Consider the following 25,901-nt stretch of genomic DNA (forward strand, 5'->3'; position numbering starts at 1 on the left):
ACCGGTTCACTGCGAAAGCGGGAACGGATGCTCGAACGGCCGGCCGGACACGAAGCGCTCCACCTCGGCAAGAGCGGCGTGTCCGAGCCGCCGCAGCTCGTTGCCGGTCGATCCGGCCAGATGGGGCGTGAGGAAGACGTTGGGAAGGGAGTAGAGCGCGTGGCCGACCGGCAGCACCTCCGGGTCGGTGACGTCGAGGATCGCCCGCAGCCGCCCGTTCGTCAGTTCTTCCACGAGTGCGTCCTGATCGACGAGTGAGCCGCGAGCCGTGTTCACGAGCGTCGCACCGTCGGGCATCGCCGCGAGGACCGCCCGGGAGATCATGCCGTCCGTCCGCGCGAAGGCGGGCGCGTGCAGGGAGAGGATGGTGCTGCGCCGCGCGAGCGCTTCGAGGTCTTCCATACGCTCGACCCCGAGCCGTTCGGCATCGTCGGGCATCAGGTACGGGTCGTACACGAGGACGTCCACATCGCGGTCCCGGAGCTGCTCGATGACCAGCCGGCCGATCGTCGATGCGCCGACCAGCCCGATCGTCCTTCGGTACAGGCCAGTGTGCGGCAGTTCGATCTCGCGAAAGATCTCGCGCTGTTCGGTGCGGTAGCGCTGCGATGCCCAGAACGCGTCCTTGGCCGCGAGGATGATCATCGCGATCGTGAACTCGGCGACGGGTACGGCGTTGGCAGATCGCGCCGACGAGACGGCGAGACCGCGCTCGGTCGCGCTCGGGTCGATGAACCCGATCCCGCCGCCCCAGTGCACCACGGCGCGCAGCGAGGCGAGGCGTGCGAGCTCGCGTTCGCCGATCATCGGCGCACCCCATCCGGTGATCAGGAGCTCGAGTCCGTCGATCTCCTCATCGCTCAGGGCATCGATCGATCCGAACGTGCGCTCCGTGTCGATGTCGAGGAGCTCGTGAAGTCGCCGCAGCTCCTCTTCGCCGAACACGAACGGTAGGGTCTCGGCCGCCATGGCGAACGCCGCCTTCATCGCACTCCTCCCGCCACCGTGATCATGCGCGCCGTCGGTCCCGGCGTCGTCGTCACGATGAGTCCCTGCGATCCTGACACGGTGGACCAGCCGGAAGACGCGCTCGGGTAGGCGACGCTCGCCGTTCCGTGCACCCCGGGGACCAGGATCTCGGCCGGTGTCTCTCCCCGGTTCCAGATGAACAGCGCGATGTCTTCGGCGCGGCGATAGCCGAGGCAGACGACGTCGTCATCCCAGCCGGGAAGCCCCAGCGGCCAGAACGGGATGGCCGTTCTGAGCAGGTGACGGTCGCTCAGCTGCAGGCGCACGGCCTCGTGCACGAGCGCGCGCTGCTCGTCGTCGAGCGCATCGAGGAAGCCGGAGAGATACAGCCGGCCGCTCAGGCCGGTGACCATCGTGAAGGCGATCTCCTCGGCCGTCATCGCCGCAGCAGGATACGACCAGTTGCCGCTCTGCTCGGGCAGGATGTGGGCCGGCGCGGAGGCGGCGATCGGCGGGTAGAGAAGAAGATCCTGCTGATCGCTCGTCGACTGCAGGTGGGTGACCGCGAGGAGCGAGTAGTCGGCCCGCATCGCGCCCGAGCTGCAGTTCTCGACCAGCACCGCGGGGTGTCGCTCGTGGATCCCGATCAGCCAGTCGCGGAACGCCCGGGTGTGCCCGAGCAGGCCGTCGCCGGCTCCCGCCGCCTGCCACTGCGTGCCCGCACCGGGATTGATGTTGTAGTCGAGTTTGAAGAACGAGACCCCGTAATCGGCGATCAGGCGGTCGACGACCGCATTCATCCGGCTGCGCACCGCCGGATGCCGGAAATCGAGGTGGTACCTGTCGTGCTCTCGCACACGCGTGCCGAACCGGCGGAAGAACGCCTCCTCGGGAAGAAGTTCCGCGATCGGGCTGTTCACGCCGACGACCTCGGGCTCGAGCCAGATCCCCGACCTCATCCCGAGTCGGTGGATCTCGTCGAAGACGCTGCGCAGACCGAGCGTGAACCGATCGGGTGCCTCGGACCACTCGCCGACGGTGTCCCACCAGTCGCCGATCTCGGGATCGGCGAACCAGCCGGCGTCGATGCAGAACACCTCGGCCCCGGCCGCGGCCGCCTCCCTGATCAGCGGGAGAAGTGCTTCTGTGCTCGGCTGCCCCATCAGCGTGTTCATGAAGTCGTTGTAGACGATCGGCAGATCCGGCGTGGCGACGTCTCGGCGGAGCCATCGGCGATAGGCCGTCAGCTGCGCGATCGCGCCGTCCGGCCCGTCCGGAGACACGGCCACGGCCACGGGAACGGCTTCGAACGACGCTCCGGGCTGCAGCTCGTGAGCGAACTGATGCTCGAGATCGGCGGGGCCGAGGAGCGACAGCGTCGCCCCGTCGCGCGCGGCGGCGAGGTCGACGTGCCAGCCGGCGCTGGTCTCGATCTGCCAGGCGATGGTCTCGCCGGTCTCGTGGTCGAGAAGGTAGCCGGTCGGGAGGTGCTCTCCGCTCGACCACCCGCCCCGGCTGGTCAGGCTGTGGTGCCCGCGGCCGTCCTGGCCGTGCAGGGCGAGGTCGAGGGCGGGCAGGACGTCGGTGAGCGGATGCTCCCGCCAGCGGTTCTCCGCCAGCCATTCGCTGGCGGCGACGCCGAGGGCGAGTCCGCTCAGCGACTCCGTCTGCGGTTTGCCGAAGCCGAAGGACGCGCTGGAGATCGCGGTGAGGATGACCGGCTCGTCGGAGTCGTTGCGGATGACCGTCTCGAACCGCATCACGCCGAGCCCCGAGGGCCGGGTCACCGTCGTGCGCACGACGAGGCCGCTGACCTCGTCGTACTGCTCGATCGTCAGCAGATCGGCATCGGCATCCCGGGTCTCCTGCGCCGATCTCACCCGGAGCCGCTCGCCGACCGCGGACCGCACATAGGCCTGGCTCGATCGCGCGCGCTGCTCGGCCGCGGTGAACACCTCGATGAGCGCGACGCCGTCGCGTCCGATGAGGTTCGATCCATCGAACGACGACAACGATGCCGGCTGCTGCGGCGACCAGTGAAGGTCCGCGACGGCGCTCGGTTCGAGCCTCGCGGCCACAGCGGCCGTCGGCGACAGAAGCAGTTCCTCGGCGATGGTGGACTCCTCTGTCCTGGTGCAAGCATCGATGTTCGCATCGAGTGGATGTCGTTATCCATCAGCGTATCAGAGGTGATGTCATGATGGACATCGAGGGCGCTCGGGACCGTGAGCTGCTCCGGAGAGAGGACGACATGCGGGCAGTCATCGCCAGCGGCTCTGGGCGCTACGCCGACCCGTGGCATCCGTTCGACAGGACGAGTCCGCTGCTCGCGCGCGTACTCGAGCCGGCGGGGTTCGACGTCGAGATCGATGACGATGTCGATCACGCGATGGCGAACCTGCAGGGGGTGGACCTCGTCGTCGTGAACGCCGGTGATCCGTGGCGCTCCGCCGATTCGGCCGGCGCAGCACCTCGGGCATCGACGTCGGGGTTCGCCGCCGCCCTCGAGCGCGGCATCGGCGTTCTCGCCGTCCACAGTGCTCTGTCGTCACTGCGCGACTATCCGGAATGGGCGCCGGCGATCGGCGGCATGTGGGTGCCCGGCCTGTCGTGGCATCCACCCGCAGACATCGCCGACATCACCGGGGGCGAGCTGCCGTCCGGACCGACGATCGAGGCCTTCGCGGTCTTCGATGAGCGGTACGCACGTCTGCAGCAGTTCGGCGAGAGGCAGGTCGTGGCGACGCATCTCGTCGACGGTGCCGTCGAACCCACCGCCTGGGTGCGGCAGCACGGCGCATCGAGGATCGCCGTCGACACTCTGGGTCACGACGAGGAGTCCTACGCATCCGCCGGCCATCGCGCGCTCCTGGCGCGACTCGCCGGCTGGCTGACCTCACCCCGTTGATCGTGGGCGGGCCGGCATCCGCTACTTGAGGCTTCCCATCGTGACGCCGGCCTTCCAGTACCGCTGCATCGCGAGCATGAGCAGCACCATCGGGATGGTCGCCACCAGCGACCCCGTGATGACCAGGCTGGTGAGGTCGACCGTGGAGTCCGCTCCACGCTGCAGCCACGAGTAGAGCCCGAGCATCACCGGCCACCGCTCCGCGGAGCGGAGGAAGACGAGCGGGCCGAAGAACGCGTTCCAGATCGCGACGAAGTGGAGCAGGAAGATCGTCGCTCCGGCCGTGGTCAGCAGGCGCAGGCCGATGCTGAAGAAGATGCGGTACTCGCCGGCACCGTCGATGCGAGCGGCTTCCATCAGTTCCGGGGGCATGGCGCCCTCGGCGTAGACCTTCGCCAGATAGACCGAGAACGAACCGAAGAACGCCGGAAGAATCATGGCCCAGGCCGAGTCGTAGAGACCCACCTGCACGAAGAGCAGATACGACGGGATCGTCAGAAGGGCGCCGGGTATCAGGAAGGACCCGATGATGAACCCCATCGAGATCCCCTTGCCGCGGTACTGATACATCGCCAGGCCGTAGCCGGCGGCGAGCGCGACGATCGTCTGGCCGATCGCTCCGGCCAGCGCGTAGACCGTGGAATTCCACATCCAGAGCCCGAAGACGCCGTCCTGGTAGGTGAACAGCGACGCGAGGTTCTCGAAGAGCCGGAAGTCGGCGAACCAGAGGCCGTTGGTCGTGTAGAGCTGCTCCTTGGACTTGGTCGCCGAGACGATGAGCCACCATGCGGGGCCGACGGAGTAGATCGTGAAGAGGATCAGTCCGGCGAGCACGAACCACTTCGAACCGCCGCGGGCGGAGGCGAGGCCGGAGTGATCGCCTTCCTCTGCGCGTCGTCGGCTGCGACGGGCGGCACGCATCGCCGCCCGCTCGACTTTCTTCACGTCGTCGGTCGTTTCCAGGGCCGCGCGATCGAGATCTGTCAGAGTCATTGTTCAGCCTTGTTCGTGAAGCGGTAGATGACGGCCGACGCGAGGCCGACGACGGCGGCGAGGATGATCGACAGGGCGGCCGCGTAGTTGAGGTTTCCGACTTGGAACGCCTGGTTGAAGATCACCATCGCCGGGGTGAAGTCCTTCGTGATGGTCTCCGGAGACACCGCGCGGAAGAGGGTCGGCTCCGCGAAGATCTGCAGCGTGCCGATGATCGAGAGCACGCCGGTCAGCACGAGAGACCCGCGGACATAGGGCACCTTGATCGACATGGCGACACGGAAGTCGGATGCCCCGTCGACGCGTGCCGCGTCGAAGATCTCGCGCGGCACCGCCTGCAGGGCGCCGTAGAGGATGAGCATGTTGAAGCCGATGCTCCCCCACAGCGCGAGGTTTCCGATCGAGAACCAGACCAGCGAACCGGAGAAGAAGTTGATGTCGAGACCGAGCGCGTCGAAGATCGGCTGGAAGGGGCCGACCACGGGGCTGTACAGGTAGATCCAGATCATCGTCGCCACGATGCCCGGGATCATGTAGGGGATGAGCAGCGAGAGCCGGAAGCGGCCGGCCACTCTGCGGGTGACGGCGTCGACGAGGAGGGCGAGTGTGAGGCTCACGATCTGGGTGACGGGAACGACGATCGCGGCATAGATCGCGACGCGCAGCATCGACTCCCAGAAGACGGCGTCGACGAAGACTCGGGCGAAGTTCTCGAAGCCGGAGAAGCTGATCTCGGCCTCACCGAACCCGAGACCGGAGGACTTCGATGAGAAGAAGCTCTGTCCGAGCGCCAGAACGACGGGGATGACCGTGAAGAAGGCGAAGCCGATGAAGAACGGCCACGTGAACGAGGCGCCTTTGAGTCGCTGGAGGGTGCGCCACGACAGGCGAGGAGACGCGGGTGCCCGTCCATCGTCCGGTTCGGATGGGGATCCGGTCCTGACCTCTGGATCACGGAGCGTTGCTGTGGAAGACATCCGCGTCTCCTTTCCTTCGATGCCGACTCCGGCGCACCACACGGTGCGCCGGAGCACCGCCTAGTCTGCGACGGTGTAGTCGATGCCCTTGCTCTCCAGATCACTCGCGATGTACGCCTCGACGTTGGCGAGCACCTCCTCGAGGGTGATCTGCTTGGCGATGAACTTGCCCCACTGATCCTGCAGCTCGGGGAACCACGCGTCGTAGTTCGGTCCCTGCTCGAACTTGCCGATCGTCTCGGCCTGGGCGTCGGCGATCACTGTGCCGACCTCGGCGGGCGACTGGTCGAACAGCTTGTCGGGCACGACCGCCTCGGTGTAGTCCGAGACGTCCTTGAGCGCGGTCGGGACACCGATGGCGCCGGTCTCCGGGTGCTTGCTGGCGGCGATGCCGTCAGGATCGACCGCTGCGAACGTGGCGTACGCGACGGCTGCTTCCGGGTGCTCGCAGCCGACGGGCACGATGCCCGGGTTCGCCAGGCCCGACGTGACGCGCTCCTTCGCACCCTCGAACTGCGGCAGCGGGACTGCGTCCCACTGTCCGAGGGAGTTCACGAGGTTCGTCTGCAGACCGGTCAGGGACCACCACTGCGTCGGCAGGGCGGCGAGCTGGCCGCTGTCGAAGTACGAGTACAGTGCCGGGCGGTCCTGGTAGGTCTGCGTGGAGTTGAGGTCGTTGTCGACGATCTCCTGGATGATGCCCGCCGCCTTGAGCGTGGACTTGTCGTGCAGGTTGACCGTCCAGCTGTCGCCGTCGATCTTGAACCACTGGGCGCCCGCCTGCTGGGACAGGTTGATCAGCGACGAGGGGTCTTCGCCCGCGAAATTGATGATCTTGACGCCCGACGGAGCGAGTGTCTTCCCGGTCTCGACGAGTTCTTCCCACGTCGCAGGTGCTTCGGCGCCGTTGTCGGCGAGGGTCTTGGAGTTGACCATCATGAACTGCGCCGACGGCCCCGCCGGCACGCCGTAGTACTTGTCGCCCATCTTCGCACTGGCCAGTGCACCGGGGCTGTACCGGTCGGCCACGGGCTCGACGTATTCGGTGATGTCCTGCGCCCAGCCGTTGACGAGCGATGTCGAGAGCGGAGTGAAACCCGGGACGAGGCACGGGACGCCCTGCTTCGACTCCATGACGTTGCGGAAGTTCGTCTGCGTGGCGACGTTGCTCGCCTGCAGCACGTAGTTCACCGTGATGTCGTCCTGGCTCTCGTTGAAGGCGTCGACGACCTGCTGGGTCACTTCCGCATCCCAGCCCCACACGTCGATCGTGACGGGCTCTGATGCGTCCGGCTTCGTGTCGGCCGGGGCCCCGCCGCCGGCGCAGCCGGCAAGGAGGGCGACCGCGGCCAGGCCGGCGGTCAGGGTGAGGGTACCCCGTTGTACAGATCGCATGGATTCACTCCTTTGTGACGTACTCGTCAATGATGTACATGATGCTTCGGACGACGGGTTTCCCCGCGGCATCGTTCGGGATCGCTCGCGGTGGATAACGTCATCCAAAGTATGACCGGGACGCGTGGGCGTGTCAATAGCTGTCCCGGGATCGCCACCCCAGTTCCGGTGAAGCCTGTCCCCAATGGCGGTTCAGTGCGCCACGGCAGTCTGCTGGCGCTCGTTCAGCAGGGCGTGGAGATCTCCTGAGGCGCCGAGGAGTGCGACGCTGCGGCGGCTGAGGTCGGACAGCCGCTCGTCGAGAAGCGCTTGCGCTTCCGCCGTCAGGCCGTGCTCGCGAAGCTGATCGAGTACGCGCGCTATCGGCGGGATGCGGTGTCCGCCGCTTCGGAGTGCGGCGACGATACGCGCTTCACTGATTGCCCGAGCCGTGTATCGACGTGTTCGGGACTGGCTGATCCGGTCCGGGTTGACGAGTCCTTCGTGCTCCCAGTGGCGCAGCGCTGAGGAGCGAACACCGAGCGCCTCTGCGAGTTCGCCGATCGACATGGAGTCGTGGTCGTCGAACACGTGAGCGGTGTCGGCGAGCACGGCGTGGAGACCGTGGCTTGCTTCGCGAACCTGGTCTCGGCTTCGGGCGAGCAGGGCATGCAGGTCGTCGATCTTCTCTGCAGCGGCCTCGAGCGTGCCCTGCATGAGGGCGGGCATCATCTGTCGTGCCGGCACGGGGCCAATCGCGGCGGCCAGTCCGCGATAGGCGCGGAGCGCGGTGATGTGGCGTTCCTCGTAGCGCCGGTATCCGTTGGGGGTGCGCTCGGCGGCGGGGAGGACTCCGAGACGTTCGAGATCGCGCACCTGTTGGGTGGAATAGCCCACGATCCGGGCGACGGCAGCTGTTGTCCATCCCGCCTCTTGAGACTTCGTCGTCTGCATGCGTGCTCCCATCGCGTCAAAGTCCACATAAGCACTTGAAGGGGACGATTGAGGGATGGAGATGAAAGAGATCGTCGATACTGTCAACGACTTCGAGGGCGTGCTCGTGGTCATTCCGGGAGAGGGGAGCGATTCGCCGGAGTTGGCGTGGGGTGATGCCTTCTTCTACTACGCCCCGGATGGTGTGATGCCGGAGCGGACTCAGCCGTACGGAACCATCGTGACGAAGAACTATCCAGGTGACGAGGAATCGCGACTCGACGAGCCAGGCCGGTTCCGCGTGAACATCCACGTCGGACGCGACCGCGCACCGCAGATTGTGGATCGCGATGCCACCCCTGCTGATGCCGATGTGTTCGTTTCGCACCCTCTGTACGGGGCTGCCGGATGGGTGTCGGTGGTGAACCCGGCAGCTTCGACGTCGGAGCAGGTCATCTCGCTGTTGCACGACGCGCATGAGGCAGCACGAGCCCGCGCTTCTCGTCGTTCGGGCAGTGCGTGATGGCATCGCTGCAGGCATTGAGCGAGATCGACCGCCGGCTCGTGGCATGGTGGGCAGCGGACTGCGCCGAACGAGTCCTCGCGCTCTTCGAGTCGGAGTCACCTGCCGATTCGCGGCCGCGAGATGCGATCGCTCGCACCCGGGCATTCGCGCGCGGCGAGCTCGATGCCGCAGGAGAGATCCGTCGCCGCTTCGTCGCCGGACGCGCTGCGCACGTCGTCACCACCCAGCCGGCCATCGCGGCCGCCCGAGCCGCTGCGCAAGCCGCCGGCGTGGCGCATATGGGCGCCCATGCCCTCGGGGCCGCCGCATACGCGGCCAAAGCTGCGGGCTTGTCGAGACCCGATCAGGCCGATGCTGTCTGTGAAGAGATCCGCTGGCAGCTCGATCAGCTGAGCCCGGAAGCCAGGACAGCGCTACGACGGCTGCCGCTCCTCGGTGACGACACGAGCGGTCCGCTCGGACCCGGGCTTCTCAGTCGAGGTGTCCTCGCAGCGAACATCCGCGCCATCCAAGCAGATCTGGCCGATCGGACCTTCTGATCCGCACAATCGCGTTGAGACAGCGACCCGCTCCCACGCGAAACCTTCGTTGTTACGCGAAGTCCCCACCCGGCGCCATGTCGCGGAACCGGGAGTAGTGCCCCTGGAACGCGACGGTGATCGTCGCGGTCGGGCCATTACGGTGCTTGGCCACGATGAGGTCGGCCTCGCCGGGGCGGATGTCCTTGTCGTAGACCGAATCGCGGTGCAGCAGGATCACCATGTCGGCATCCTGCTCGATCGAGCCCGACTCGCGAAGGTCGCTGATCGCGGGCTTCTTGTCGGTGCGCTGCTCGGGACCACGGTTCAGCTGCGAGAGCGCGATGACCGGAACCTGCAGCTCCTTCGCGATGAGCTTGAGGCTACGGGAGAACTCGGAGACTTCCTGCTGGCGTGACTCGACGCGCTTGCCCGAGGTCATCAGCTGGAGGTAGTCGATGATGACCATGCGCAGGCCCTCGCGCTGCTTCAGGCGACGGCACTTCGCGCGGATCTCGACGAGCGTCATGTTCGGGCTGTCGTCGATGTAGAGGGGCGCATCGTTGATGCGCCCGCGGGTCGCGGCGACTGTGGTCCAGTCCCGAGGATCGAGGTTTCCCTTGCGCAGATTCTGCAGGGGGATCGCACCCTCGGCGCTGAGCAGACGCATCGCGATCTCGCTCTTGCCCATCTCGAGCGAGAAGAAGACCGAGGGGATGTTGTGACCGATGGATGCCGAGCGCGCGAAGTCGAGTGCGAGCGTCGACTTACCCATGGCGGGTCGGGCGGCGACCACGATCATCTGTCCGCCGTGCAAGCCGTTGGTCAGTTCGTCGAGCTCCTTGAAGCCCGTCGGAACTCCGGTCATCGATCCGTCGCGGCCGCTCGCGGCTTCGATCTCCTCGAGCGCGGCGTCGACCGCGACCTGCAGCGGAACGTAGTCTTCGGCCGTCTCGGAACCGGTGATCGAGTAGATCTCGGCCTGCGCGTTGTTGACGATGTCCGTCGCATCGCCCTGGCCGTCGTAGCCGAGCTGGACGATGCGCGTGCCCGCGTCGACCAGCCGACGCAGGATCGCCCGCTCCGACACGATGCCCGCGTAGTAGCCGGCGTTCGCCGCGGTCGGGACGATCGAGGTGAGCGTGTGCAGGTAGTCGGCACCGCCGGCTCGGCCGAGTTCACCGGTTTTGATCAGCTCATCGGTGACCGCGACGACGTCCGTCGGCTCACCGTGGGAGTACAGCGAGAGGATCGCCTCGAAGATGAGCTCGTGCTTGGGGATGTAGAAGTCGGCGCCCCTGAGCGTCTCGATCACATCGGCGACTGCATCCTTCGACAGCAGCATGCCGCCGAGCGCGCTCTGCTCCGCGAGAAGGTCGTGCGGTGGCACGCGCTCCGGCGGGCGCTTTCCCCCGAGTCGCTCCTCCGAGATGTCGGCGATCGACACACTGCCCCCTTCGATGCGACGTGATTGCTTCGGCTGCTGCCCGAGCTTGATTGCCTGCGATGACGGTGAGTCCCCACCCTTCGCACAGCGAACCAGGAGCCCCCGACATTCGGTCGCTCGACCACGTTAGGAGCGGCCGATTCCACACGCAACACGGCCTGTGGATAACTATGTGGAAAGCGTGCGGACAAAGCCGGAGTGTCTGTGCACAACGCCTGTGGATAACCCCGTGGACTGCCCTGCCTGTTGACTTTCTTTTTTGCGGGGACCAGGGTTTTCATGTTTCCCCACCCTGTGGATGGGAATCGACTTCAAGGCGTGATTGAAGGTTGAGCTCGTGATGGGGAGATGTGCAGAACCTGGGGAAAGTCAAGCCGGATCTCTCCCGGGCGCGCCTTCGCCGGATGTCCACCCGTCACGCCCGGAAGTCTCATGGACAAAGGATGGATCACAGGAGTACTCTCGAGCGATCTGCGCCCGATCAATCGTCGTCGACGGTCGCGGTCGTCACGCCGAGGAACGCCGCGAGAAGCCGCCCCTCCTCGAGCAGTGCAGACACGGAGGCGTCATCCAGCGCGGCGAACGGAACGATGCGCAGCGATTCTCCCTCGACGCCCCAGGTGCCCCGGAACATGCCGTCGAGCAGGAAGGTGCCGGCGCGTGCGCCGTTGCCCGGCGGCAACGGGATGCGGCCGGTTGTGTCGATGATCCGGGCCCGGTCTCGATGCGAGAAGAGGACGTTGTCGTACTCGGGAAGGAAGCGCGGCGGCACCGGAATGCCGGCGTCGGGTCGTGGCGCATCGGGAAGGTCGTAGAGCGCCTCCCCCCGTTCCGAGACGAACACGATGAGCTGCGGCGCCAGGCGATCGAGCACCTCACGCAGTCCGGTGAGCCCCGACCACGCCTGGACATCGCCGACGCTGGCCGGCCCGAACGCTCCGAGGTAGCGCAGCACGACATCGTCGATCGATGGATCCGCCTGGAGAGGCTGACCGATCCACGAGTCCATGAGGGCGAGCCGCGCCTGGCCCTGCGGCTGCCCCCACACGCCCCTCGGCGTCGGCTGCACGGTCGGCAGCAGATAGCTGACGGCGTAGGCCATGGCGTCCGCGTCGCGGTCGGGCCAGCGCTCGCGGAAGTGCGCGCGCAGCTCCGACCGCGTCAGCGGCGCTTCAGACAGCAGCTCCCGGCCGAGCGCGGTGACCTCCTCCGCCTGCTCGGCCGGAAGACGCTTGCTGAAGCCCATCCGGAACCCTCGGGCGATAGCCGCTTCCGTGAGCGGCCTCATCACCAGCGCGTCATCCGCCGTCACCAGGTGCACGGTGCCGCGCATCAGGGTCGCACGAACGAGGCGGCGCTGCTCGAGGGCCTCGGCAAGAGCCTCCGGCCGGTAATCGCGCAGCCGCGACCAGAGACCGACGTAGGGCGCCAGCGGCGCCTGCCCCTGCATCCCCACGAGCAGCCGGACCGCATCGATCGCGGAGTGGTCGCCGCGATCGAGCAGCAGTTGCCGGGACAGCAGCGCCCTGTTCAGGGCCCGGTCGCTGAGCGTCTGCGCCCCCATGGTCAGCGGTGCTCGCCGAAGAAGCGGCGGAGATCGGCGACGAGGGTCTCGGGTGCTTCCATCGCGGGGAAGTGTCCGGCGTTCTCGTGCTCCGTCCATGACTCGAATGCGGATGCCGGGTCGATGACTGAGCGAACGGAGAAGTCGGCAGCGAAGACCGAGGCCGCAGCCGGGGGCATCGGCGGAGCCTCCCACCCACCGGCGGCGCCCGCGTCGTACGCGCCCTCGTCGGACGCGCCCTCGCCGGACGCGTTGCTGTCGGTGGCCGCCATCGCGGCGAAACGGCGATACACCTGCATCCCCTCATAGAGCGCATGGGCCGACGACCAGCCGCCCTCAGTGAACCAGTACAGGCTCACGGTGGTCAACAGCCGGTCGATGTCGACGGCATCCTCCGGCAGAGCTGCCGCCGGGTCGCTCCACTCCTTGAACTTCTCCACGATCCAGGCCAGCTGGGCGACCGGCGAGTCGTTGAGGCCGTAGGCGATCGTCTGCGGACGCGTGGCCTGGATGTGCAGATATCCCGCACCGTCCTCACGGAAGACGTTGAAGCGCTCCGCGCGCTCCCGGTCGGCGCCGGTGAGACCGTCGACGGGGATCGCGGCCCCCAGGGGGAACGGGCTCGGGCCGTTGACGTGCGTCGCGATGACGCGCCCCGGAGCCACCATCGGCAGCATCCCCACGATGCCGGAACCGACGTCGGTGCCCTGCGCAAGGAAGCGGTCGTAGCCGAGTCGTGTCATCACGTCGGCCATCGCGCCGGCGACGCGGAACAGGTCGCCCCACCCCTGCCCGCTCAGCGGCGAGAATCCGAAACCGGGCAGCGATGGGATGACCACGTGCACGGCATCCTCTTCGCGACCGCCGTGCGCGACCGGGTCGGTGAGCGGTCCGATCACATCGAGGAACTCGACGAACGAGCTCGGCCACCCGTGCAGGAGCAGCAGCGGCCTGGCGCCCGCCACCGCAGACCGCACGTGCACGAAATGGATCGGCTGGCCGTCGACGTCGGTGACGAAGTGGGGCAGTTCGTTCAGCTGCGCCTCCTGCGCCTTCCAGTCGAACCGGTCGCGCCAGTACTCGGCGAGCGGGCGCAGGTAGCTGACCGGGATGCCGCGCTCCCACGCGGTCCCGTCGAGGTCGCGCGGCCAGCGGGTCTGCGTGAGCCGAGTGCGGAGATCGTCGAGGGCGCTGTCGGCGATCTCGATGCGGAAGGGGCGGATGCTGCTCGTCGTGTTGTTCATGACTCCAAGGTAGAAGTCATTGCGGAACGTTCGCTTCCGCAATATAAAAGAGACTTGAGATCATGTTGAGAACTTCCGAACGTCTCCTGCAGCTGCTGTCGTTGCTGCAGGTCCGGCCCTTCTGGCCGGGCCGTCTGCTCGCCGAGCGTCTCGAGGTCACCACCAGGACGATCCGCGCGGATGTGGAACGTCTGCGCGAACTCGGCTATCCCATCGAGAGCACCCCCGGCGTCGCCGGCGGGTACCAGCTCGGCGCGGGTGCAGCGCTGCCTCCGCTGCTCCTCGACGATGAGGAGGCCATTGCGGTGGCCGTGGGACTGAGCACGGCAGCGGACGGCTCGATCGCCGATCTCGAGGAGGCCTCCGTCCGCGCCCTGGCGAAGCTGCACCAGGTGCTCCCGTCGCACCTCCGCCACCGCATCCGCACGATGCAGTCGACGATGGTCGCCGTGCCGTTCCACGGCCCCTCTGTCGGCTCCGACCTGCTCCTCACTCTGGCGACCGCGTGCCGGGATGCGGTGCAGCTCCGGTTCGACTACCGCTCGCATTCCGAGTCGGAGTCGCGCCGCATCGTCGAGCCGTACCGGCTGGCTCTCCGCGCCGGCCGCTGGTATCTGCTCGCCTTCGATCTCGAACGCGACGACTGGCGCACCTTCCGCGTCGACCGGCTCTCTCCGCGCCTGCCCACGGGCCGGCGGTTCGTGCCTCGCGAACTGCCGCCCGAAGGCCCGGCCGACCATGTCGACCGCGGCGTTGCCTCCGCGCCCTGGGAGTACCGGGCGCGCGTCGTGATCCTCGCGCCGCTGTCGGTCGTCGCCGAGCGTCTGCCCTCGTCGGCGGGGCGGCTGACCCGGCGGGATGACGAGAGCTGCGTGCTGGAAAGCGGCTCCGATGATCCGGCGGCGCTGCTCCGCCACCTCAGCATGCTCGACCTCGACTTCTCGGTCGCCGATACGCCCGCTCTCGCCGCCGAGGCCCGCCGCCTCGCCGACCGCCTCTCGCGTGCCGCGGGCGGACACTGAGCACGCCCGGAAACGACGAATGCCCCCGTCCCGAAGGACAGGGGCATTCGTGCGGGTATCGTGCCTTACTTGGCGGCGACGACCTGCAGCGTGATGACTGCGGTCACGTCGTCGTGCAGGCGAACCGTGGCCTCGTGCTCACCGGTCGTCTTGATCGGCGACGTGATGTGCACCTTGCGCTTGTCGATCGCGCCGAGACCTGCGGCTGCGACAGCATCCGCGATGTGCTCGGTCTTGACCGATCCGAAGAGGCGACCTTCGCCACCCGCCTTGACGGCGAGGCGGACCTTGGTGCCCTCGAGGGCGTTCTTGACGGCCACAGCGTCGTCACGATCGTGGATCGCGCGTGCCTGACGCGCGGCCTGGATCGATGCGACCTGCTTTTCGCCACCGCGGGTCCACGCCGTAGCGAAGCCCTGGGGGATGAGGTAGTTGCGGGCGAACCCGTTCTTGACCTCGACCACGTCACCGGCACTACCGAGCCCGGCGACCTCGTTCTTGAGAATCAGCTTTGCCATGTCCCTACCCCTCAGCGTCCGGCGCCGGCGTAAGGCAGGAGCGCCATTTCGCGTGCGTTCTTGACCGCCGTGGCGATCAGACGCTGCTCCTGCACCGAGACACCGGTGATACGACGGGCACGGATCTTGCCGCGCTCCGAGACGAACTTGCGAAGGGTTGCGACGTCCTTGTAGTCAATGACGCCAACCCGGATGGACTTCGCGGGAGCGGTGGGCTTGCCACCCTTCCGCGGCTTGCGGCGGTCGCCGCTCGACTTTCCAGCCATTGTTTTACCTTTTCGATGAGCGGATGCGATCCCGAGACGAGCTCAGGAAACGGATCCGAAGTTGTTTAGAACGGGGTGTCGTCGCCGAAGCTGCCCGGAGTGCTCCAGGCATCTGCGCTGGTCGAGGAACCGGGCGTCGACCACGGCTCCTCCGACACCTGCTGCTGCGCGGGACGAGACTGTCCACCGCCACCGCCACCGCCACCGGCGCCGCCGGTCGAGGCCGCACGGGTGACCTGCGCGGTCGCGTACCGAAGCGAGGGGCCGATCTCGTCGACCTCCAGCTCGATCGCGGTGCGCTGGTTGCCCTCGCGGTCCTGGTAGGAGCGCTGACGCAGGCGACCCTGCGCGATGACGCGCATGCCCTTCGTCAGCGAACCCGCCACGTGCTCGGCGAACTCGCGCCAGACGGATGCACGGAGGAACAGCGCATCGCCGTCCTTCCACTCATTCGCGGCACGGTCGAAGTTGCGCGGCGTCGATGCGATGGTGAAGTTCGCCACCGGCAGCCCGTTCTGCGTGTAGCGCAGCTCGGGGTCGGCCGTGAGGTTTCCCACAACGGTGATGACGGTTTCGCCGGCCATGAGACTTAGGCCTTCGCAGCCTTGGCGGCCTTGCGGGCTGCCTTCTCGTCGGAGCGCTTCGCCTCTGCGATGACCATCGCCTGAGCCTCTTCAGACCGCAGCACCTTGGTGCGCATGATCTGCTCGTTCAGCTTCAGCTGACGATCGAGCTCCTGCGTGGCTTCGCTGGTAGCGGTGAAGTTGACGACGGCGTAGATGCCCTCGTTCTTCTTCTGGATCTCGTATGCAAGACGGCGCTTGCCCCAGATGTCGACCTTGTCAATCGAGCCACCATCGTTGGTGATGACCTTCAGGAACTTGTCGAGCGTAGGGGCGACCTGGCGCTCGTCGATCTCGGGGGTCAGAATGACCATGAGCTCGTACTGGTGCGTCACTTACCCACCTCCTTCGGACTAGAACGGCTTCCGGGGCTTTCCCGGAAGCAGGAGGGTGTGTGAACGTGCCGGCCGTCTTCCGGAGATCCCGGAATCGAGCAGACAACCTTGGCAGTCTAGCGGAGATCCGGGCGTGTCGCGAATGCCGCCCGCCGGCCGTCCTCCGCCCGACGCCGGATCAGCGCCGGATCGGGTCGCGGTGCGGGGTCGGTTCGAGCGTGTAGTCGGTGCCGGCATCCGCCCACGTGTCGGCGCCCGCGCGACCGCGCGAGCGTCGCAGCGCGACGATGCCGCGCACCAGCGGACTGCCGATCCCCAGTGCGACGCGTCCGGCGACCGTGCGGTCCTCGGCGCCGAGCACGCTCGCGCGGTGCCACGCGGCGTGCAGCGCTCCGCCACGCCCGACCGGCACGGGCTTCGCACGCAGTCGGCCTTCGCGGCGCAGCGCGACCAGCTGCTCGACCTGGGTCCACCACGTGGACTCCGCATCCGAGTGGAAGTAGTTGTCGCGCAACCACTGCGGATGCGGATGCCGGAACCGCCGCCCCACGACCTCCTCCGCTCCGCCCAGCAGCCCGCTGCCGACGAAGACGGTGTTCAGCAGCGGCTTGCTCACGCCGAACACGTCGAGGGCGATCACCGGGATGTCGCGCGCGATCGCCTCCACGATCGCGGTCGAGCTGACGGTGACCAGGCCTTCTGCGCTCTCCAGGGCCGCCGCCATCGGCTGATGCGAGAACACCAGGTTCGCCGGCCGCGCGGCGAGCAGATCGGCGTAGGCGTCGCGCTCGAGGTGCGTTTCGGCCTCTCCCGGCCGCGAGCGCAGCTTCACGACCACGCGCCGAGTCGGATCGGCCTCCGCCGCCTGTCGGAGCACCCGAGCGAGCTCCGCCCGTTCCTGCCGTTCGGTCGGCACCAGCGCCTGGGCCGCGAACACGAGATCGGTACCGGACGGGCGCGGCGCGGGGCGCTCGGCAAGGGCGACCCTTCCGGCCGAGTGGCCGCGGGCGCTCGCGCGAACCTGCGCGGAGACGCGTGCCGAGGCAACCGCGCGCGTGCTCTCGATCGTGAGCGACCGCGCGAAGGGCAGGGTGGCCAGCGCCGTCGGCAACGTCACCCCGATCTGCCTGCCGAGTTCGGCGAAAGCCCGCTCCTCCCGATGCGAGTGCAGCACGAGCAGGTCGCTCTCGCGGCGGTACTCGAGCGCCCCGCGCTGGGCGGGGATCGACATCCCGGGCAGTCCGCTGACGACGACGGGGCGCCGCCGCATCCGGTCGATGCGCCGGGCGACGAGGCGCACGAAGGGTCCGCGGCCGGCGAGCACGACGACATCGGGGCGGTGCCCGCCCAGCCAGCCGTCGAGCTCGTCGAATCCGACCCGCGTCACCCCGGCATCCACGAAGGACGTGCCCGCGAGCGCCGTGCGCTGCTGCGCCGGGCTCACGGTCAGCGGGGTGCGCACGATCAGCAGGTGGCGGCGGATGCCCGGCACGGCGTCGAGCAGCGACGCCGACCACTTCACAAACGAGTCGGCGTCGGCGATCGCGACGACCCGCAGCGGATCTCCGTGCGAGGCGGACGTCATGCCGGTACGCGACGCAGCTTCGCCATCGGCGCCTGCTCGCCGGGGAAGACGCGCTTCACCCCGTCACCGAGGGCGGTCTCGATGACTCTGATGTCGCGCACCAGGTGCGCGAGGCCGGTCGGCTCGAGAGAGGCAGCGTGATCCGAGCCCCACATCGTGCGGTCGAGGGTGATGTGGCGCTCCACCGCGACGGCGCCGAGGGCTGCGGCCGCGAGCGAGATCTGCAGTCCGCGCTCATGTCCGGAATAGCCCACCGGCACGCCGGGATAGCGATCCCGGAGCGTGCTGATGACCCGGAGATTGGCCTCTTCCGGCTCCATCGGATACGTCGAGGTGGCATGCATGAGCACGACCCGGTCGGTGCCGAGGGTGTCGAGTGCCCGGTCGATCTGCTCGATCGTCGACATGCCGGTGGAGAGGATGATCGGCTTGCCGGTCTCGCGGAGCGCCACGAGCAGCTCGGTATCGGTGAGGCTGGCCGAGGCGACCTTGTGCGCCACCACGTTGAGATCCTCGAGGAACGCGACGCTCGGCACATCCCACGGGGACGCGAACCAGTCCAGTCCCTGCAGTGTGGCGTGGTCGCCGATCTCGACGTACTCGTCACGGCCGAACTCGACGCGGCGACGGTAGTCGAGGTAGGTCATCGTGCCCCACGGCGTCTCACGCAGCACGTCGCGCATGTGTTCCGGCGTCGAGATCTCCGGGGTGCGCTTCTGGAACTTCACCGCATCGGCACCGGCACGGGCCGCCACGTCGATGAGCTGTTTGGCGATGTCCACGTCGCCGTTGTGGTTCAGGCCGATCTCCGCGATGACGTATGCGGGACGGCCCCCTCCGATCACGCGCGATCCGATTGTGACGGTCATGTCGTCCTCCAGTCGTAGCCTCAGCTTCCTGGGTACGCGCCGGGGGTGAACATCGTGCGAATCGCGGGTTACCGGGGTCGGTCGACCTGCAGAACGCGCTCGATCAGCTCGCGGACGGCGCCCTGTCCCCCGGCGGCGCGGAGCACGACGCGGGCTTCGGATCGCACCAGCGGATGCGCATCCGCGACCGCCACCGGCCACCCCACCGACCGCATCGCGGAGAGGTCGTTGACGTCGTTGCCGAGGTACGCGATGTCCGTGAGCGCGATGCCGTTCTCGGCCGCCCAGTCGGCCAGCGCCGCCTGCTTGTCGTCGATGCCCTGCAGCACCGGCACTCGCAGCTTCTCGGCTCGGGCGCGCACGACGGGGTTCGTCTCGGTGGAGAGGATGAGCATCGGGATGCCGGCGCGCCGCAGCAGCGACACCCCCATGCCGTCCTCCCGGCTCACGCGCACGAACTCGCGGCCTTCGCTGTCGACGAGGGCCGTGTCGTCGGTGTGCACCCCGTCGAAGTCGGTCACCACGGCGCGCACCTCGATCGCCTCGGATCCGCTCACGAGGCCGGCGACGGCGGATGCCACGGCGAGGTGCTGCGCGTCGTCGATCTCGACCGCGGTCCACTCCGGCACCTCGACGATCCCGATCCGGCCGAAGAAGCGGTGCCCGGCCCGTCGGAACCCATCGGCCGTGAATGCGTAGAACGCCCCGGTCTCGAGGAAGTGCGGCTGGCGGTCCTGGCGCCGCGGCCGGTGCGCGGCGTCGTGATTGACGGCGACGGCCGCTCCGTCCTCGCCCCGCGCCCAGAGGAACCCGTACGTCTCGTGCGCCGAGAAGACGCTGTCGCAGCTACCGGAGCGGACCAGCTCGATGGCCTCGTCGATCCCCGCGCTGGGGATGAACGGCGACGTGGCCTGCACGAAGACGACGAGATCGACGGGCATCCCCTCGCCCTCCAGGGCATCCAGCGCGTGCAGGAGGGCGCTCTCCGATGATGCCGTATCGCCGGAGAGCTCGGCCGGGCGGCGGACGACGTGCGCTCCGGCGGCGGCGCTCACCGCGGCGATCTCGTCGTCGTCGGTGGTGACGACGACCACGTCGACGCCGTCGGCCGCCGCAGCGGCGCGCACCGCCCGCACGATGAGCGGCACACCGCCGACCCTGCTGAGATTCTTCCGCGGGACCTGCTTGGATCCGCCTCTGGCGGGGATGATCGCGGCGACTCGGGTCATCGGCCCCGCACCACCTTCCATGCTCGTGCGGCGCGCTTGCGCGCTCCGGCGATGGTCAGTCGGAGTTCCTCGACGCGTCCGACGCCGCCGGCGGAGCGCAGCATCCGACGGGCGAACCCCTCCCTCGGCGCGCCGGGCAGGCGCAGCTCGGCGAGCCGCTCCGCGAAGAAGTACCGCTCGCGCTCCGTGGCGCTGATCGTGCGCAGCAGCTCTTCCGCGCGCGGCCGCAGATGCGCCGCGATGACGGGTTGCATCGCGTAACCGACGGCGTCGACGAGCAGCTGAAGGCGACCGGGCTCGCGGTAGGGCGATGCCGGTCTCGTCAGCGCATCCACGATCGTCGCCGGCACCCGGTTGCTGTTCTCGTAGGGGGCCAATCGCCGCAGCACCGCCGCCGTGCCCGCCGCCGCGATCGGCCGGGCGGACAGCGCCTGCACGGTGGGGAGTGCGGTCGAGAAGCCGGCGACGACGCCGACGGCATCCAGCCTCTCCGCGACCAATTCTGCGGACTCCGGCCCCTCGTACACCGCGAACTCCATGTCGTGGCCGAGCGCGCGCTCGCGCAGCGCCTCGACGAGCTGCGGCGGGGCGGCCGGGTGCGGCTTGAAGACGATGCGGCCCGGCGCCCACCCGGCCGCGCGATCGACCATCTCCGCCTGCATCGCGATCTCCTCGGCCGGCGCGACGAGACCGAGGGCTGCGAGGTACTGCCCGAGCACGAGTGCCGTGGGAGTACCGTCGGCGAGGGCATCGAGTTCGGAGTCGGATGCCGCCGTCTCGGCGAGCACGCGCCCGAAGCTCCCAGCTGCGACCGGCACCCGGACGGCGCCCGCCTCCGTGAACACGAGCGGCTCGACGCCCGGCACGACATCGGCGTACACGACGCGCCCGATGCGCTCGACGACCGTGCGGGGCAGCGCGACGCGGATCGGCGAGTACGTCATCAGCCCGTCGCCGATGATGGTCAGCCGGGCGTCGGGGAAGAGGGAGAGCAGGGTGCGCGCCGGCGCCACCTGGGGGCTCTGCACGCACAGCTCCAGCTCCCCCTCGAGCTTCCACGCGCGGGTGAGCAGGCGGCGCAGCACGAGCAGCTCACCCTCGGACGGGTCCCAGGCGCTCGGATGCAGCGGTGTGAGCAGCGCGTCGAGCGACTCGATCCGATCGAAGCGGGCACGCAGCCGGGCGAGGTTCGGGAGCTCGTCGATGCCGCGCGTCGTCTCGGGCACCCTGGCCGAGTTGAACGGCACGAGGATGCGCGTCCCTCCCCCGTCGAACACGCCCTCGTCGATGGCGGCCGCGGCGGTGGCGAGGCCGTAGGCGCTGTGCAGGGCGAAGAGCTGCGTCATGAGGCTCGTCCTGCCCCGCGCAGCGACCGGGCGAGCACCCTCCGCCGCGACCCCGCGAAGTCGTCCAGGGCGGCCGCGACCTCGGTCGCGGGCAAACGGCGCAGCAGCTCTCGGATGCCGCTGCGCATCTCCGCGCGCAATCGGGGCGTCATCTGCCGAGAGCGGACGAGGTGGTGCGAGCTCAGGGCGAGCGCGGTCCACACGGCTTTCGGCAGGAAGCGCTCCGCCTCGGCATCCTGCTCGACGATGTCGATCACCTGACCGAGCGAGCGGGCGAAGTCGAGCTGGCGGCGATCGTGCACCCGGGTGAGCGAGGTGGAGACGCCCCGTCGATAGAGGAGTGCGGGGGCATCGACGACGGCGAAGGTCTCTGCCTGCAGATGCAGGCGCCAGATCCACGGCCGGTCCTCGGCGGTGAACAGGCCGTCGGGGAACGCGGCGAGTCCGCGATCGATGAGGCGCCGGTGGAACACCCCCGCCCAGGCGTACGGATAGTCGACCATCGTCGTGTCGTCGGCGGGGAGGATCGCCTCCCTCGGCGAGGCCACCACCTCCCGCCAGGCGAACGGCGCGCGCACGAGCACGCGCTCCGTGCCGGTCACGCGCACGTGATCCGTGCGCACGAAGTCGCAGTCCAGCTCGCCCAGCCGACGGGCCAGCACCTGCAGGCGCTGCGGCTGCATCCAGTCATCCCCGTCGACGAAGCAGAACGCCTCGCCTTCCACATGCGCCAGCCCCTGATTGCGGGCGGTGGCGAGCCCGACCGCGCGGGGATTGACGAGCACCTCGGCGTGCGCGAAGCGCTCGGCGTACCGTCGCATCTGGGCTCCGGTGTCGTCGCTGGACCCGTCGTCGATGGCGACGAGCTTCAGCGCGGCCGGATCGTCGAACTGCCGCAGCAGGGTCTCCAGCGTCGTGCCGATGAACGCTCCGGCGTCCTTTGCGGGAAGGATGACGGTGACCGATGGCGTGCGCACAGAACTCCCGGGGCTGGACAGGTATCCGGCATGGTGGCACTCCCCCCTTGCCGACTGGCGACGCCCGGGTGAACACCGGGTGACCTGTGCCGCCCCTCAGCGCACGACCGGAGCGACCTCGGTCCACAGCATCCGGTCCTCGGCGGTCGGCGCCTCCGGGATCCGTCCCAGGCCGTCCGGCTCCGGGATCGCCGCGAGCAGCGACCGGGTGTACGGATGCTGCGGGTCTGCCCACAGCTCGGCGGTGGGCCCCGATTCCAGCACCCGCCCGCCGTACATGACGAGCGTCCGGTCGGCGATGCGCTGCACCACGGCGAGATCGTGCGAGATGAACAGCATCCCCGCTCCGGCCTCCGCGACGAGATCGCGCATCAGGGCGGCGACGCTCGTCTGGGTCGAGGCGTCCAGTGCCGAGATCGGCTCATCGGCCACCAGCAGGGCCGGCCGGGCGGCGAGCGCCCTGGCGATGGCGATGCGCTGCTTCTGGCCGCCGGAGAACTGATGCGGGAACCGCGTCGCGACCTGGGCGGGCAGGCCGACGCGCTCGAGCCACTCCTCGACCCGCGACCCTGCCTCGCCGCGGTGGCGCGCGGTGGCGATGCCGTCGGCGATCTGGTCGCCGATCCGGCGGCGCGGGTTGAGCGACGTCGACGGATCCTGGAACACCATCTGGATGCCGGTGAGGGCGGTCGGGCGACGGCGGATGCCGAGGGGCGCGACCTCGGCGTCACGGAAGCGCACGGTTCCGGCCGCGACCTTCTCGATGCCGACGACGGCGCGCGCCAGGCTCGATTTCCCGCTTCCGGATTCGCCGACCAGCGCGACGGTCTCCCCGACGGCGACCTGCACGGACACCCCGTCGACGGCGATCACGGGCGGGCTGCCGGGGTAGCGCACCACGATGTCTCTGGCATCGAGGACAGCGATCTCAGTCATTCGGGTCCTCCTCGATCCGTGACCCGGGCAGCGCCGCGAGGAGCTTCCGGGTGTACTCGTGCTGCGGCGAGCGGAACAGCGTCTCGCGGTCGGCGCGTTCGACGACCTGGCCGTCCTTCATCACCATCACCTCGTCGGCGATGGCGCTCATCACTCCGAGGTCGTGCGTGACGAGCAGCACAGCGAGTTCCCGCTCGGAGGCGAGGTCGCGCAGCAGGCGCAGGATGCCGGCCTGCACGGTGACGTCGAGCGCGGTCGTCGGCTCGTCGGCGAGGAGCACATCCGGGTCGCAGGCGAGGGCGCACGCGATCGCGATGCGCTGACGCTGACCCCCGGAGAACTGGTGCGGGTAGCGCCGGAGTGCTTCGGCCGGGTTCGGCACCTGCACGGTCTCGAGCAGTTCCACCGCGCGTTCGCGCGCCGCCGCACCGCGCAGCCCGAGGTGCACCCGCATGTGGTCGGTCAGCTGGCGTCCGACCGGCAGCTGTGGATGCAGCGATGCCGAGGGATCCTGGAAGACCATCGCGACCCGGCGGCCGCGGATGCGGTTCAGCGCACGCCGGCGCATCCCGAGCAGCTGCTCCCCGCCGAGCGTGATGGAGCCGCCGGTGCGCGCCTGCCGCGGCAGCAGGCCGAGAACGGCGAGCGCGGTGAGGGTCTTGCCGGAGCCGGATTCGCCGGCGAGACCGTGGATGCGCCCCGGTTCCAGTTCGAGGGAGACGCCGCGGACCAGCGGCCGGCCGATGTCGATCGTGAGATCGCGGATGCTCAGCGCGCTCATGCGGCACCCACCTTCGCCGAGGCGTTGTGCTCGGCCTGCTTCTCGTGCGCGATCTCGGCGGTCGGGTCGAGCACGTCGCGCATCGCGTCACCGAGGAGGTTGAAGGCGAGCACGACGGTGAGGATGGCGAGACCGGGGAACACGCCCAGCCACCACGCGTCGAAGTTCTGGATGGCCGAGGAGATCATCGAGCCCCATTCCGCGGTGGGCGGCTGCGCCCCGAGGCCGAGGAACGACAGGCCGGACAGCAGCAGGATGGCCGCGCCGATGTCGAGGGTCGCGAGCACCAGCACAGGGCCGGCGATGTTCGGCAGGATGTCGACGAACAGCGTCCGCAGCGGCGAGTGGCCGAGCAGGCGCCCCGCGATCACGTAGTTCTGTCCCCGCAGTCCCAGCACGATGCTCCTCGTCACGCGGGAGTACTGCGGCCAGGACACCACGATCGCCGCGATCACCGCATTGAACAGCGAGGGCCCGAGGGATGCCGCGACCACCATCGCGAGGATCACGGTGGGGAACGCCATGAAGAGGTCGGTGATGCGCATGAGGGTCTCGTCGAGCCATCCGCCGAAGTAGCCGGCGACGGCGCCGATCACCGTGCCGATCACCATCGCCGCGAGGACGAGCATGAGCGCGAGCGGAAGGCTCACGGTGGCTCCGGTCATCAGCCGGGAGAAGATGTCACGGCCGTTGCCGTCGGTGCCGAGGAGCGTGTCGATGCCCGGCGGCTGCAGGCGGGGCAGCACCTGCGCGTTCGGCCCGAACGGCACCCACCACTGCGCGGTGAAGGCGACGATGACCCAGCCGGCGGCGATGACGGTGCCGATGATGCCGAGCGGGGTGCGCCAGGCCCGGGGCCAGCGGAAGCGGAACCGCCCGAGGGGTGCGGTGCGAGCGGTCATGCGATCCTCACTCTCGGATCGAGCACGCCGTAGAGCAGATCGACGACGAAGTTGATCACGAGGTAGATGACGCCGACGACGAGGCCGACGCCCATGATGCCGGGCAGATCGAGGTTCGACGCCGAGTTGTAGGCGTAGGTGCCCAGGCCCGGCCAGGCGAACACCGACTCGACGAGCACGGTGCCCGAGAGCAGCGAGCCGAACGCGACGCCGACGACCGTGAGGATCGGCAGCGCCGCACCTCGCAGCACGTAGTCGAGGATGACGCGCATCGCCGGCAGCCCCTTGGCTCTGGCCGCGCGCACGTAGTCGCTGCCGAGCACCTCCAGCACCGAGGTGCGGATGAACCGGGTGAGCAGGCCGATCGTCACGAGCGACAGCACCATCACCGGCAGGGCCAGGTGCGCCATCGCGTCGACGAATCCGACGCCGTCGCCGTTGAGCAGATAGTCGATCGTGTACAGCCCGGTGATCCGGGGCGGCGGGGTGATCGACGGTGAGATGCGGCCGGAGCCCGGTGCGATGCGCAACTGAAGGAAGAAGACGTAGAAGCTGACCAGCGCCAGCCAGAACGTCGGGACGCTCAGGCCTACCAGGGTCACCACCCGGACGATCTGGTCGGTGACGAGCCCGCGCCGGTACGCGGCGAGGGTGCCGAGCACCACGCTGACCGCGAGACTGACGACGATGGCGCACATCGCGATCTCGATCGTCGCCGGTACCGCGGTGGCGAGATCGCTGGTCACCGGACGGCCGGTGACCAGCGAGTCGCCGAGGTCTCCGCGGAACAGGTTCCCCATGTAGATGAGGTACTGCACCACGAGCGGCTGATCGAGTCCGTGCGCCCGGATGAACGCCTCCCGGGTCTCCGGGTTCTGCGAGGCGCCCTCGCCGAGCGCCGCCGAGACCGGATCGCCAGGAACGAGGTTCGTGAGCGCGAACGTCACGATGGTCACGCCGAGCAGCAGCAGCGCAGAGGTGCCGATCCGGCGCAGCAGGTACCCGAGAAGCGGGGACCGGCGCCGCTGCGCCTGCTGCCGCACGGCCACGGTCGTCATG

26 protein-coding genes are annotated in these 25,901 nt (G+C 68.7%); 4 read left to right on the forward strand and 22 right to left on the reverse strand.

Annotation, left to right across the window (positions count from 1 at the left end):
* Nucleotides 1-6: 6 nt before the first annotated feature.
* Both CUR96_RS12165 and CUR96_RS12170 read right to left on the reverse strand, forming a co-directional pair.
* A complete protein-coding gene (locus CUR96_RS12165) occupies nt 7-987 on the reverse strand; it encodes a hydroxyacid dehydrogenase (RefSeq protein ID WP_102193571.1) in 981 nt (326 codons plus the stop codon).
* The gene (locus tag CUR96_RS12170; protein WP_102193572.1) at nt 984-3,047 is read right to left on the reverse strand and encodes an alpha-galactosidase; all 2,064 of its coding nucleotides are present in this window, start codon (nt 3,045-3,047) and stop codon (nt 984-986) included. Before CUR96_RS12170 ends, CUR96_RS12165 begins: the two co-directional genes overlap by 4 nt.
* Nucleotides 3,048-3,166: 119 nt before the next feature.
* On the opposite strand from CUR96_RS12170, the gene CUR96_RS12175 reads away from it, so the two are divergent.
* Nucleotides 3,167-3,877 carry a ThuA domain-containing protein gene (locus tag CUR96_RS12175; protein ID WP_245861235.1) on the forward strand — a complete coding sequence of 237 codons (711 nt, stop codon included), beginning with the start codon at nt 3,167-3,169 and terminating at the stop codon, nt 3,875-3,877.
* Nucleotides 3,878-3,898: 21 nt separating this feature from the next.
* Here CUR96_RS12175 and CUR96_RS12180 read toward each other — a convergent pair whose 3' ends face one another.
* The 4 genes from CUR96_RS12180 to CUR96_RS12195 all read right to left on the reverse strand — a co-directional run bounded on the left by CUR96_RS12180 (nt 3,899) and on the right by CUR96_RS12195 (nt 8,175).
* A complete protein-coding gene (locus tag CUR96_RS12180; RefSeq protein WP_219721983.1) occupies nt 3,899-4,870 on the reverse strand; it encodes a carbohydrate ABC transporter permease in 972 nt (323 codons plus the stop codon).
* Entirely contained in the window at nt 4,867-5,847 is a 981-nt protein-coding gene (locus CUR96_RS12185) for a carbohydrate ABC transporter permease (protein ID WP_102193573.1), read from the reverse strand. Before CUR96_RS12185 ends, CUR96_RS12180 begins: the two co-directional genes overlap by 4 nt.
* A gap of 60 nt (nt 5,848-5,907) precedes the next feature.
* A complete protein-coding gene (locus tag CUR96_RS12190) occupies nt 5,908-7,242 on the reverse strand; it encodes an ABC transporter substrate-binding protein (RefSeq protein ID WP_180969017.1) in 1,335 nt (444 codons plus the stop codon).
* Nucleotides 7,243-7,434: 192 nt separating this feature from the next.
* Nucleotides 7,435-8,175, reverse strand: coding sequence for a MerR family transcriptional regulator (locus CUR96_RS12195; RefSeq protein ID WP_102193990.1), 741 nt, complete (start codon nt 8,173-8,175; stop codon nt 7,435-7,437).
* A 55-nt stretch (nt 8,176-8,230) separates the two neighbouring features.
* On the opposite strand from CUR96_RS12195, the gene CUR96_RS12200 reads away from it, so the two are divergent.
* The gene (locus CUR96_RS12200) at nt 8,231-8,677 is read left to right on the forward strand and encodes a DUF6194 family protein (protein ID WP_102193575.1); all 447 of its coding nucleotides are present in this window, start codon (nt 8,231-8,233) and stop codon (nt 8,675-8,677) included.
* The gene (locus tag CUR96_RS12205) at nt 8,677-9,219 is read left to right on the forward strand and encodes a putative immunity protein (protein WP_102193576.1); all 543 of its coding nucleotides are present in this window, start codon (nt 8,677-8,679) and stop codon (nt 9,217-9,219) included. Before CUR96_RS12200 ends, CUR96_RS12205 begins: the two co-directional genes overlap by 1 nt.
* A 52-nt stretch (nt 9,220-9,271) precedes the next feature.
* Here CUR96_RS12205 and dnaB read toward each other — a convergent pair whose 3' ends face one another.
* The 3 genes from dnaB to CUR96_RS12220 all read right to left on the reverse strand — a co-directional run bounded on the left by dnaB (nt 9,272) and on the right by CUR96_RS12220 (nt 13,453).
* Complete coding sequence (dnaB, locus tag CUR96_RS12210; RefSeq protein ID WP_102193577.1) at nt 9,272-10,645, reverse strand: replicative DNA helicase; 1,374 nt, start codon at nt 10,643-10,645, stop codon at nt 9,272-9,274.
* Nucleotides 10,646-11,126: 481 nt separating this feature from the next.
* On the reverse strand, nt 11,127-12,209 hold the full coding sequence (locus CUR96_RS12215; protein ID WP_180969018.1) for a winged helix DNA-binding domain-containing protein: 1,083 nt from the start codon (nt 12,207-12,209) through the stop codon (nt 11,127-11,129).
* A 2-nt stretch (nt 12,210-12,211) separates the two neighbouring features.
* Nucleotides 12,212-13,453: an epoxide hydrolase family protein gene (locus CUR96_RS12220; protein WP_102193579.1), complete on the reverse strand. Its 1,242-nt coding sequence runs from the start codon at nt 13,451-13,453 to the stop codon at nt 12,212-12,214.
* 62 nt (nt 13,454-13,515) lie between these two features.
* Between CUR96_RS12220 and CUR96_RS12225 the strand changes: the two genes are divergently transcribed.
* Nucleotides 13,516-14,475 carry a helix-turn-helix transcriptional regulator gene (locus CUR96_RS12225; RefSeq protein WP_102193580.1) on the forward strand — a complete coding sequence of 320 codons (960 nt, stop codon included), beginning with the start codon at nt 13,516-13,518 and terminating at the stop codon, nt 14,473-14,475.
* Between the two features lie 65 nt (nt 14,476-14,540).
* On the opposite strand, the gene rplI is transcribed toward CUR96_RS12225, so the two are convergent.
* The 13 genes from rplI to CUR96_RS12290 form a co-directional block, all read right to left on the reverse strand.
* A complete protein-coding gene (gene rplI, locus CUR96_RS12230) occupies nt 14,541-14,993 on the reverse strand; it encodes a 50S ribosomal protein L9 (RefSeq protein WP_102193581.1) in 453 nt (150 codons plus the stop codon).
* A gap of 11 nt (nt 14,994-15,004) precedes the next feature.
* Nucleotides 15,005-15,259 (reverse strand): 30S ribosomal protein S18, encoded by a 255-nt coding sequence (gene rpsR / locus CUR96_RS12235; protein ID WP_102193582.1) that lies wholly within the window; start codon nt 15,257-15,259, stop codon nt 15,005-15,007.
* A gap of 65 nt (nt 15,260-15,324) precedes the next feature.
* Nucleotides 15,325-15,843: a single-stranded DNA-binding protein gene (locus tag CUR96_RS12240; protein ID WP_102193583.1), complete on the reverse strand. Its 519-nt coding sequence runs from the start codon at nt 15,841-15,843 to the stop codon at nt 15,325-15,327.
* A gap of 5 nt (nt 15,844-15,848) precedes the next feature.
* A complete protein-coding gene (rpsF, locus tag CUR96_RS12245) occupies nt 15,849-16,217 on the reverse strand; it encodes a 30S ribosomal protein S6 (RefSeq protein WP_102193584.1) in 369 nt (122 codons plus the stop codon).
* Between the two features lie 178 nt (nt 16,218-16,395).
* Nucleotides 16,396-17,802, reverse strand: a complete 1,407-nt coding sequence (locus tag CUR96_RS12250) for a DUF6716 putative glycosyltransferase (RefSeq protein ID WP_102193585.1) — start codon at nt 17,800-17,802, stop codon at nt 16,396-16,398.
* Nucleotides 17,799-18,671, reverse strand: a complete 873-nt coding sequence (locus tag CUR96_RS12255; protein WP_102193586.1) for an N-acetylneuraminate synthase family protein — start codon at nt 18,669-18,671, stop codon at nt 17,799-17,801. The genes CUR96_RS12250 and CUR96_RS12255 overlap by 4 nt, the downstream gene beginning before the upstream one ends.
* A 68-nt stretch (nt 18,672-18,739) precedes the next feature.
* Nucleotides 18,740-19,900 carry an acylneuraminate cytidylyltransferase gene (locus tag CUR96_RS12260; protein WP_102193587.1) on the reverse strand — a complete coding sequence of 387 codons (1,161 nt, stop codon included), beginning with the start codon at nt 19,898-19,900 and terminating at the stop codon, nt 18,740-18,742.
* Entirely contained in the window at nt 19,897-21,246 is a 1,350-nt protein-coding gene (locus CUR96_RS12265; protein ID WP_102193588.1) for a polysialyltransferase family glycosyltransferase, read from the reverse strand. The genes CUR96_RS12260 and CUR96_RS12265 overlap by 4 nt, the downstream gene beginning before the upstream one ends.
* Nucleotides 21,243-22,223 (reverse strand): glycosyltransferase family 2 protein, encoded by a 981-nt coding sequence (locus CUR96_RS12270; protein ID WP_102193589.1) that lies wholly within the window; start codon nt 22,221-22,223, stop codon nt 21,243-21,245. The genes CUR96_RS12265 and CUR96_RS12270 overlap by 4 nt, the downstream gene beginning before the upstream one ends.
* 96 nt (nt 22,224-22,319) lie before the next feature.
* Nucleotides 22,320-23,159: an ABC transporter ATP-binding protein gene (locus tag CUR96_RS12275; RefSeq protein ID WP_102193590.1), complete on the reverse strand. Its 840-nt coding sequence runs from the start codon at nt 23,157-23,159 to the stop codon at nt 22,320-22,322.
* Nucleotides 23,152-23,940 (reverse strand): ABC transporter ATP-binding protein, encoded by a 789-nt coding sequence (locus CUR96_RS12280; protein ID WP_102193591.1) that lies wholly within the window; start codon nt 23,938-23,940, stop codon nt 23,152-23,154. The genes CUR96_RS12275 and CUR96_RS12280 overlap by 8 nt, the downstream gene beginning before the upstream one ends.
* The gene (locus tag CUR96_RS12285) at nt 23,937-24,842 is read right to left on the reverse strand and encodes an ABC transporter permease (RefSeq protein WP_102193592.1); all 906 of its coding nucleotides are present in this window, start codon (nt 24,840-24,842) and stop codon (nt 23,937-23,939) included. Before CUR96_RS12285 ends, CUR96_RS12280 begins: the two co-directional genes overlap by 4 nt.
* Nucleotides 24,839-25,900, reverse strand: coding sequence for an ABC transporter permease (locus CUR96_RS12290; RefSeq protein ID WP_102193593.1), 1,062 nt, complete (start codon nt 25,898-25,900; stop codon nt 24,839-24,841). Before CUR96_RS12290 ends, CUR96_RS12285 begins: the two co-directional genes overlap by 4 nt.
* Nucleotide 25,901: the final 1 nt, after the last annotated feature.

It is taken from the genome of Microbacterium aurantiacum (genome assembly GCF_002872075.1).
Lineage (GTDB): Bacteria > Actinomycetota > Actinomycetes > Actinomycetales > Microbacteriaceae > Microbacterium > Microbacterium aurantiacum_A.

Bases quoted from the DNA above. Each gene is read 5' to 3' on its own strand.
- rplI (WP_102193581.1), bottom strand. From the start codon at position 14,993: ATGGCAAAGCTGATTCTCAAGAACGAGGTCGCCGGGCTCGGTAGTGCC.
- CUR96_RS12180 (WP_219721983.1), bottom strand. From the start codon at position 4,870: ATGACTCTGACAGATCTCGATCGCGCGGCCCTGGAAACGACCGACGAC.
- CUR96_RS12260 (WP_102193587.1), bottom strand. From the start codon at position 19,900: ATGACCCGAGTCGCCGCGATCATCCCCGCCAGAGGCGGATCCAAGCAG.
- CUR96_RS12165 (WP_102193571.1), bottom strand. From the start codon at position 987: ATGAAGGCGGCGTTCGCCATGGCGGCCGAGACCCTACCGTTCGTGTTC.
- CUR96_RS12255 (WP_102193586.1), bottom strand. From the start codon at position 18,671: ATGACCGTCACAATCGGATCGCGCGTGATCGGAGGGGGCCGTCCCGCA.
- CUR96_RS12280 (WP_102193591.1), bottom strand. From the start codon at position 23,940: ATGAGCGCGCTGAGCATCCGCGATCTCACGATCGACATCGGCCGGCCG.
- CUR96_RS12190 (WP_180969017.1), bottom strand. From the start codon at position 7,242: ATGCGATCTGTACAACGGGGTACCCTCACCCTGACCGCCGGCCTGGCC.
- CUR96_RS12215 (WP_180969018.1), bottom strand. From the start codon at position 12,209: ATGGGGGCGCAGACGCTCAGCGACCGGGCCCTGAACAGGGCGCTGCTG.
- CUR96_RS12250 (WP_102193585.1), bottom strand. From the start codon at position 17,802: ATGACGTCCGCCTCGCACGGAGATCCGCTGCGGGTCGTCGCGATCGCC.
- CUR96_RS12200 (WP_102193575.1), top strand. From the start codon at position 8,231: ATGGAGATGAAAGAGATCGTCGATACTGTCAACGACTTCGAGGGCGTG.
- CUR96_RS12195 (WP_102193990.1), bottom strand. From the start codon at position 8,175: ATGCAGACGACGAAGTCTCAAGAGGCGGGATGGACAACAGCTGCCGTC.
- CUR96_RS12240 (WP_102193583.1), bottom strand. From the start codon at position 15,843: ATGGCCGGCGAAACCGTCATCACCGTTGTGGGAAACCTCACGGCCGAC.
- rpsR (WP_102193582.1), bottom strand. From the start codon at position 15,259: ATGGCTGGAAAGTCGAGCGGCGACCGCCGCAAGCCGCGGAAGGGTGGC.
- CUR96_RS12285 (WP_102193592.1), bottom strand. From the start codon at position 24,842: ATGACCGCTCGCACCGCACCCCTCGGGCGGTTCCGCTTCCGCTGGCCC.
- CUR96_RS12225 (WP_102193580.1), top strand. From the start codon at position 13,516: ATGTTGAGAACTTCCGAACGTCTCCTGCAGCTGCTGTCGTTGCTGCAG.
- CUR96_RS12185 (WP_102193573.1), bottom strand. From the start codon at position 5,847: ATGTCTTCCACAGCAACGCTCCGTGATCCAGAGGTCAGGACCGGATCC.
- CUR96_RS12205 (WP_102193576.1), top strand. From the start codon at position 8,677: ATGGCATCGCTGCAGGCATTGAGCGAGATCGACCGCCGGCTCGTGGCA.
- CUR96_RS12220 (WP_102193579.1), bottom strand. From the start codon at position 13,453: ATGAACAACACGACGAGCAGCATCCGCCCCTTCCGCATCGAGATCGCC.
- CUR96_RS12265 (WP_102193588.1), bottom strand. From the start codon at position 21,246: ATGACGCAGCTCTTCGCCCTGCACAGCGCCTACGGCCTCGCCACCGCC.
- CUR96_RS12275 (WP_102193590.1), bottom strand. From the start codon at position 23,159: ATGACTGAGATCGCTGTCCTCGATGCCAGAGACATCGTGGTGCGCTAC.
- CUR96_RS12290 (WP_102193593.1), bottom strand. From the start codon at position 25,900: ATGACGACCGTGGCCGTGCGGCAGCAGGCGCAGCGGCGCCGGTCCCCG.
- CUR96_RS12175 (WP_245861235.1), top strand. From the start codon at position 3,167: ATGATGGACATCGAGGGCGCTCGGGACCGTGAGCTGCTCCGGAGAGAG.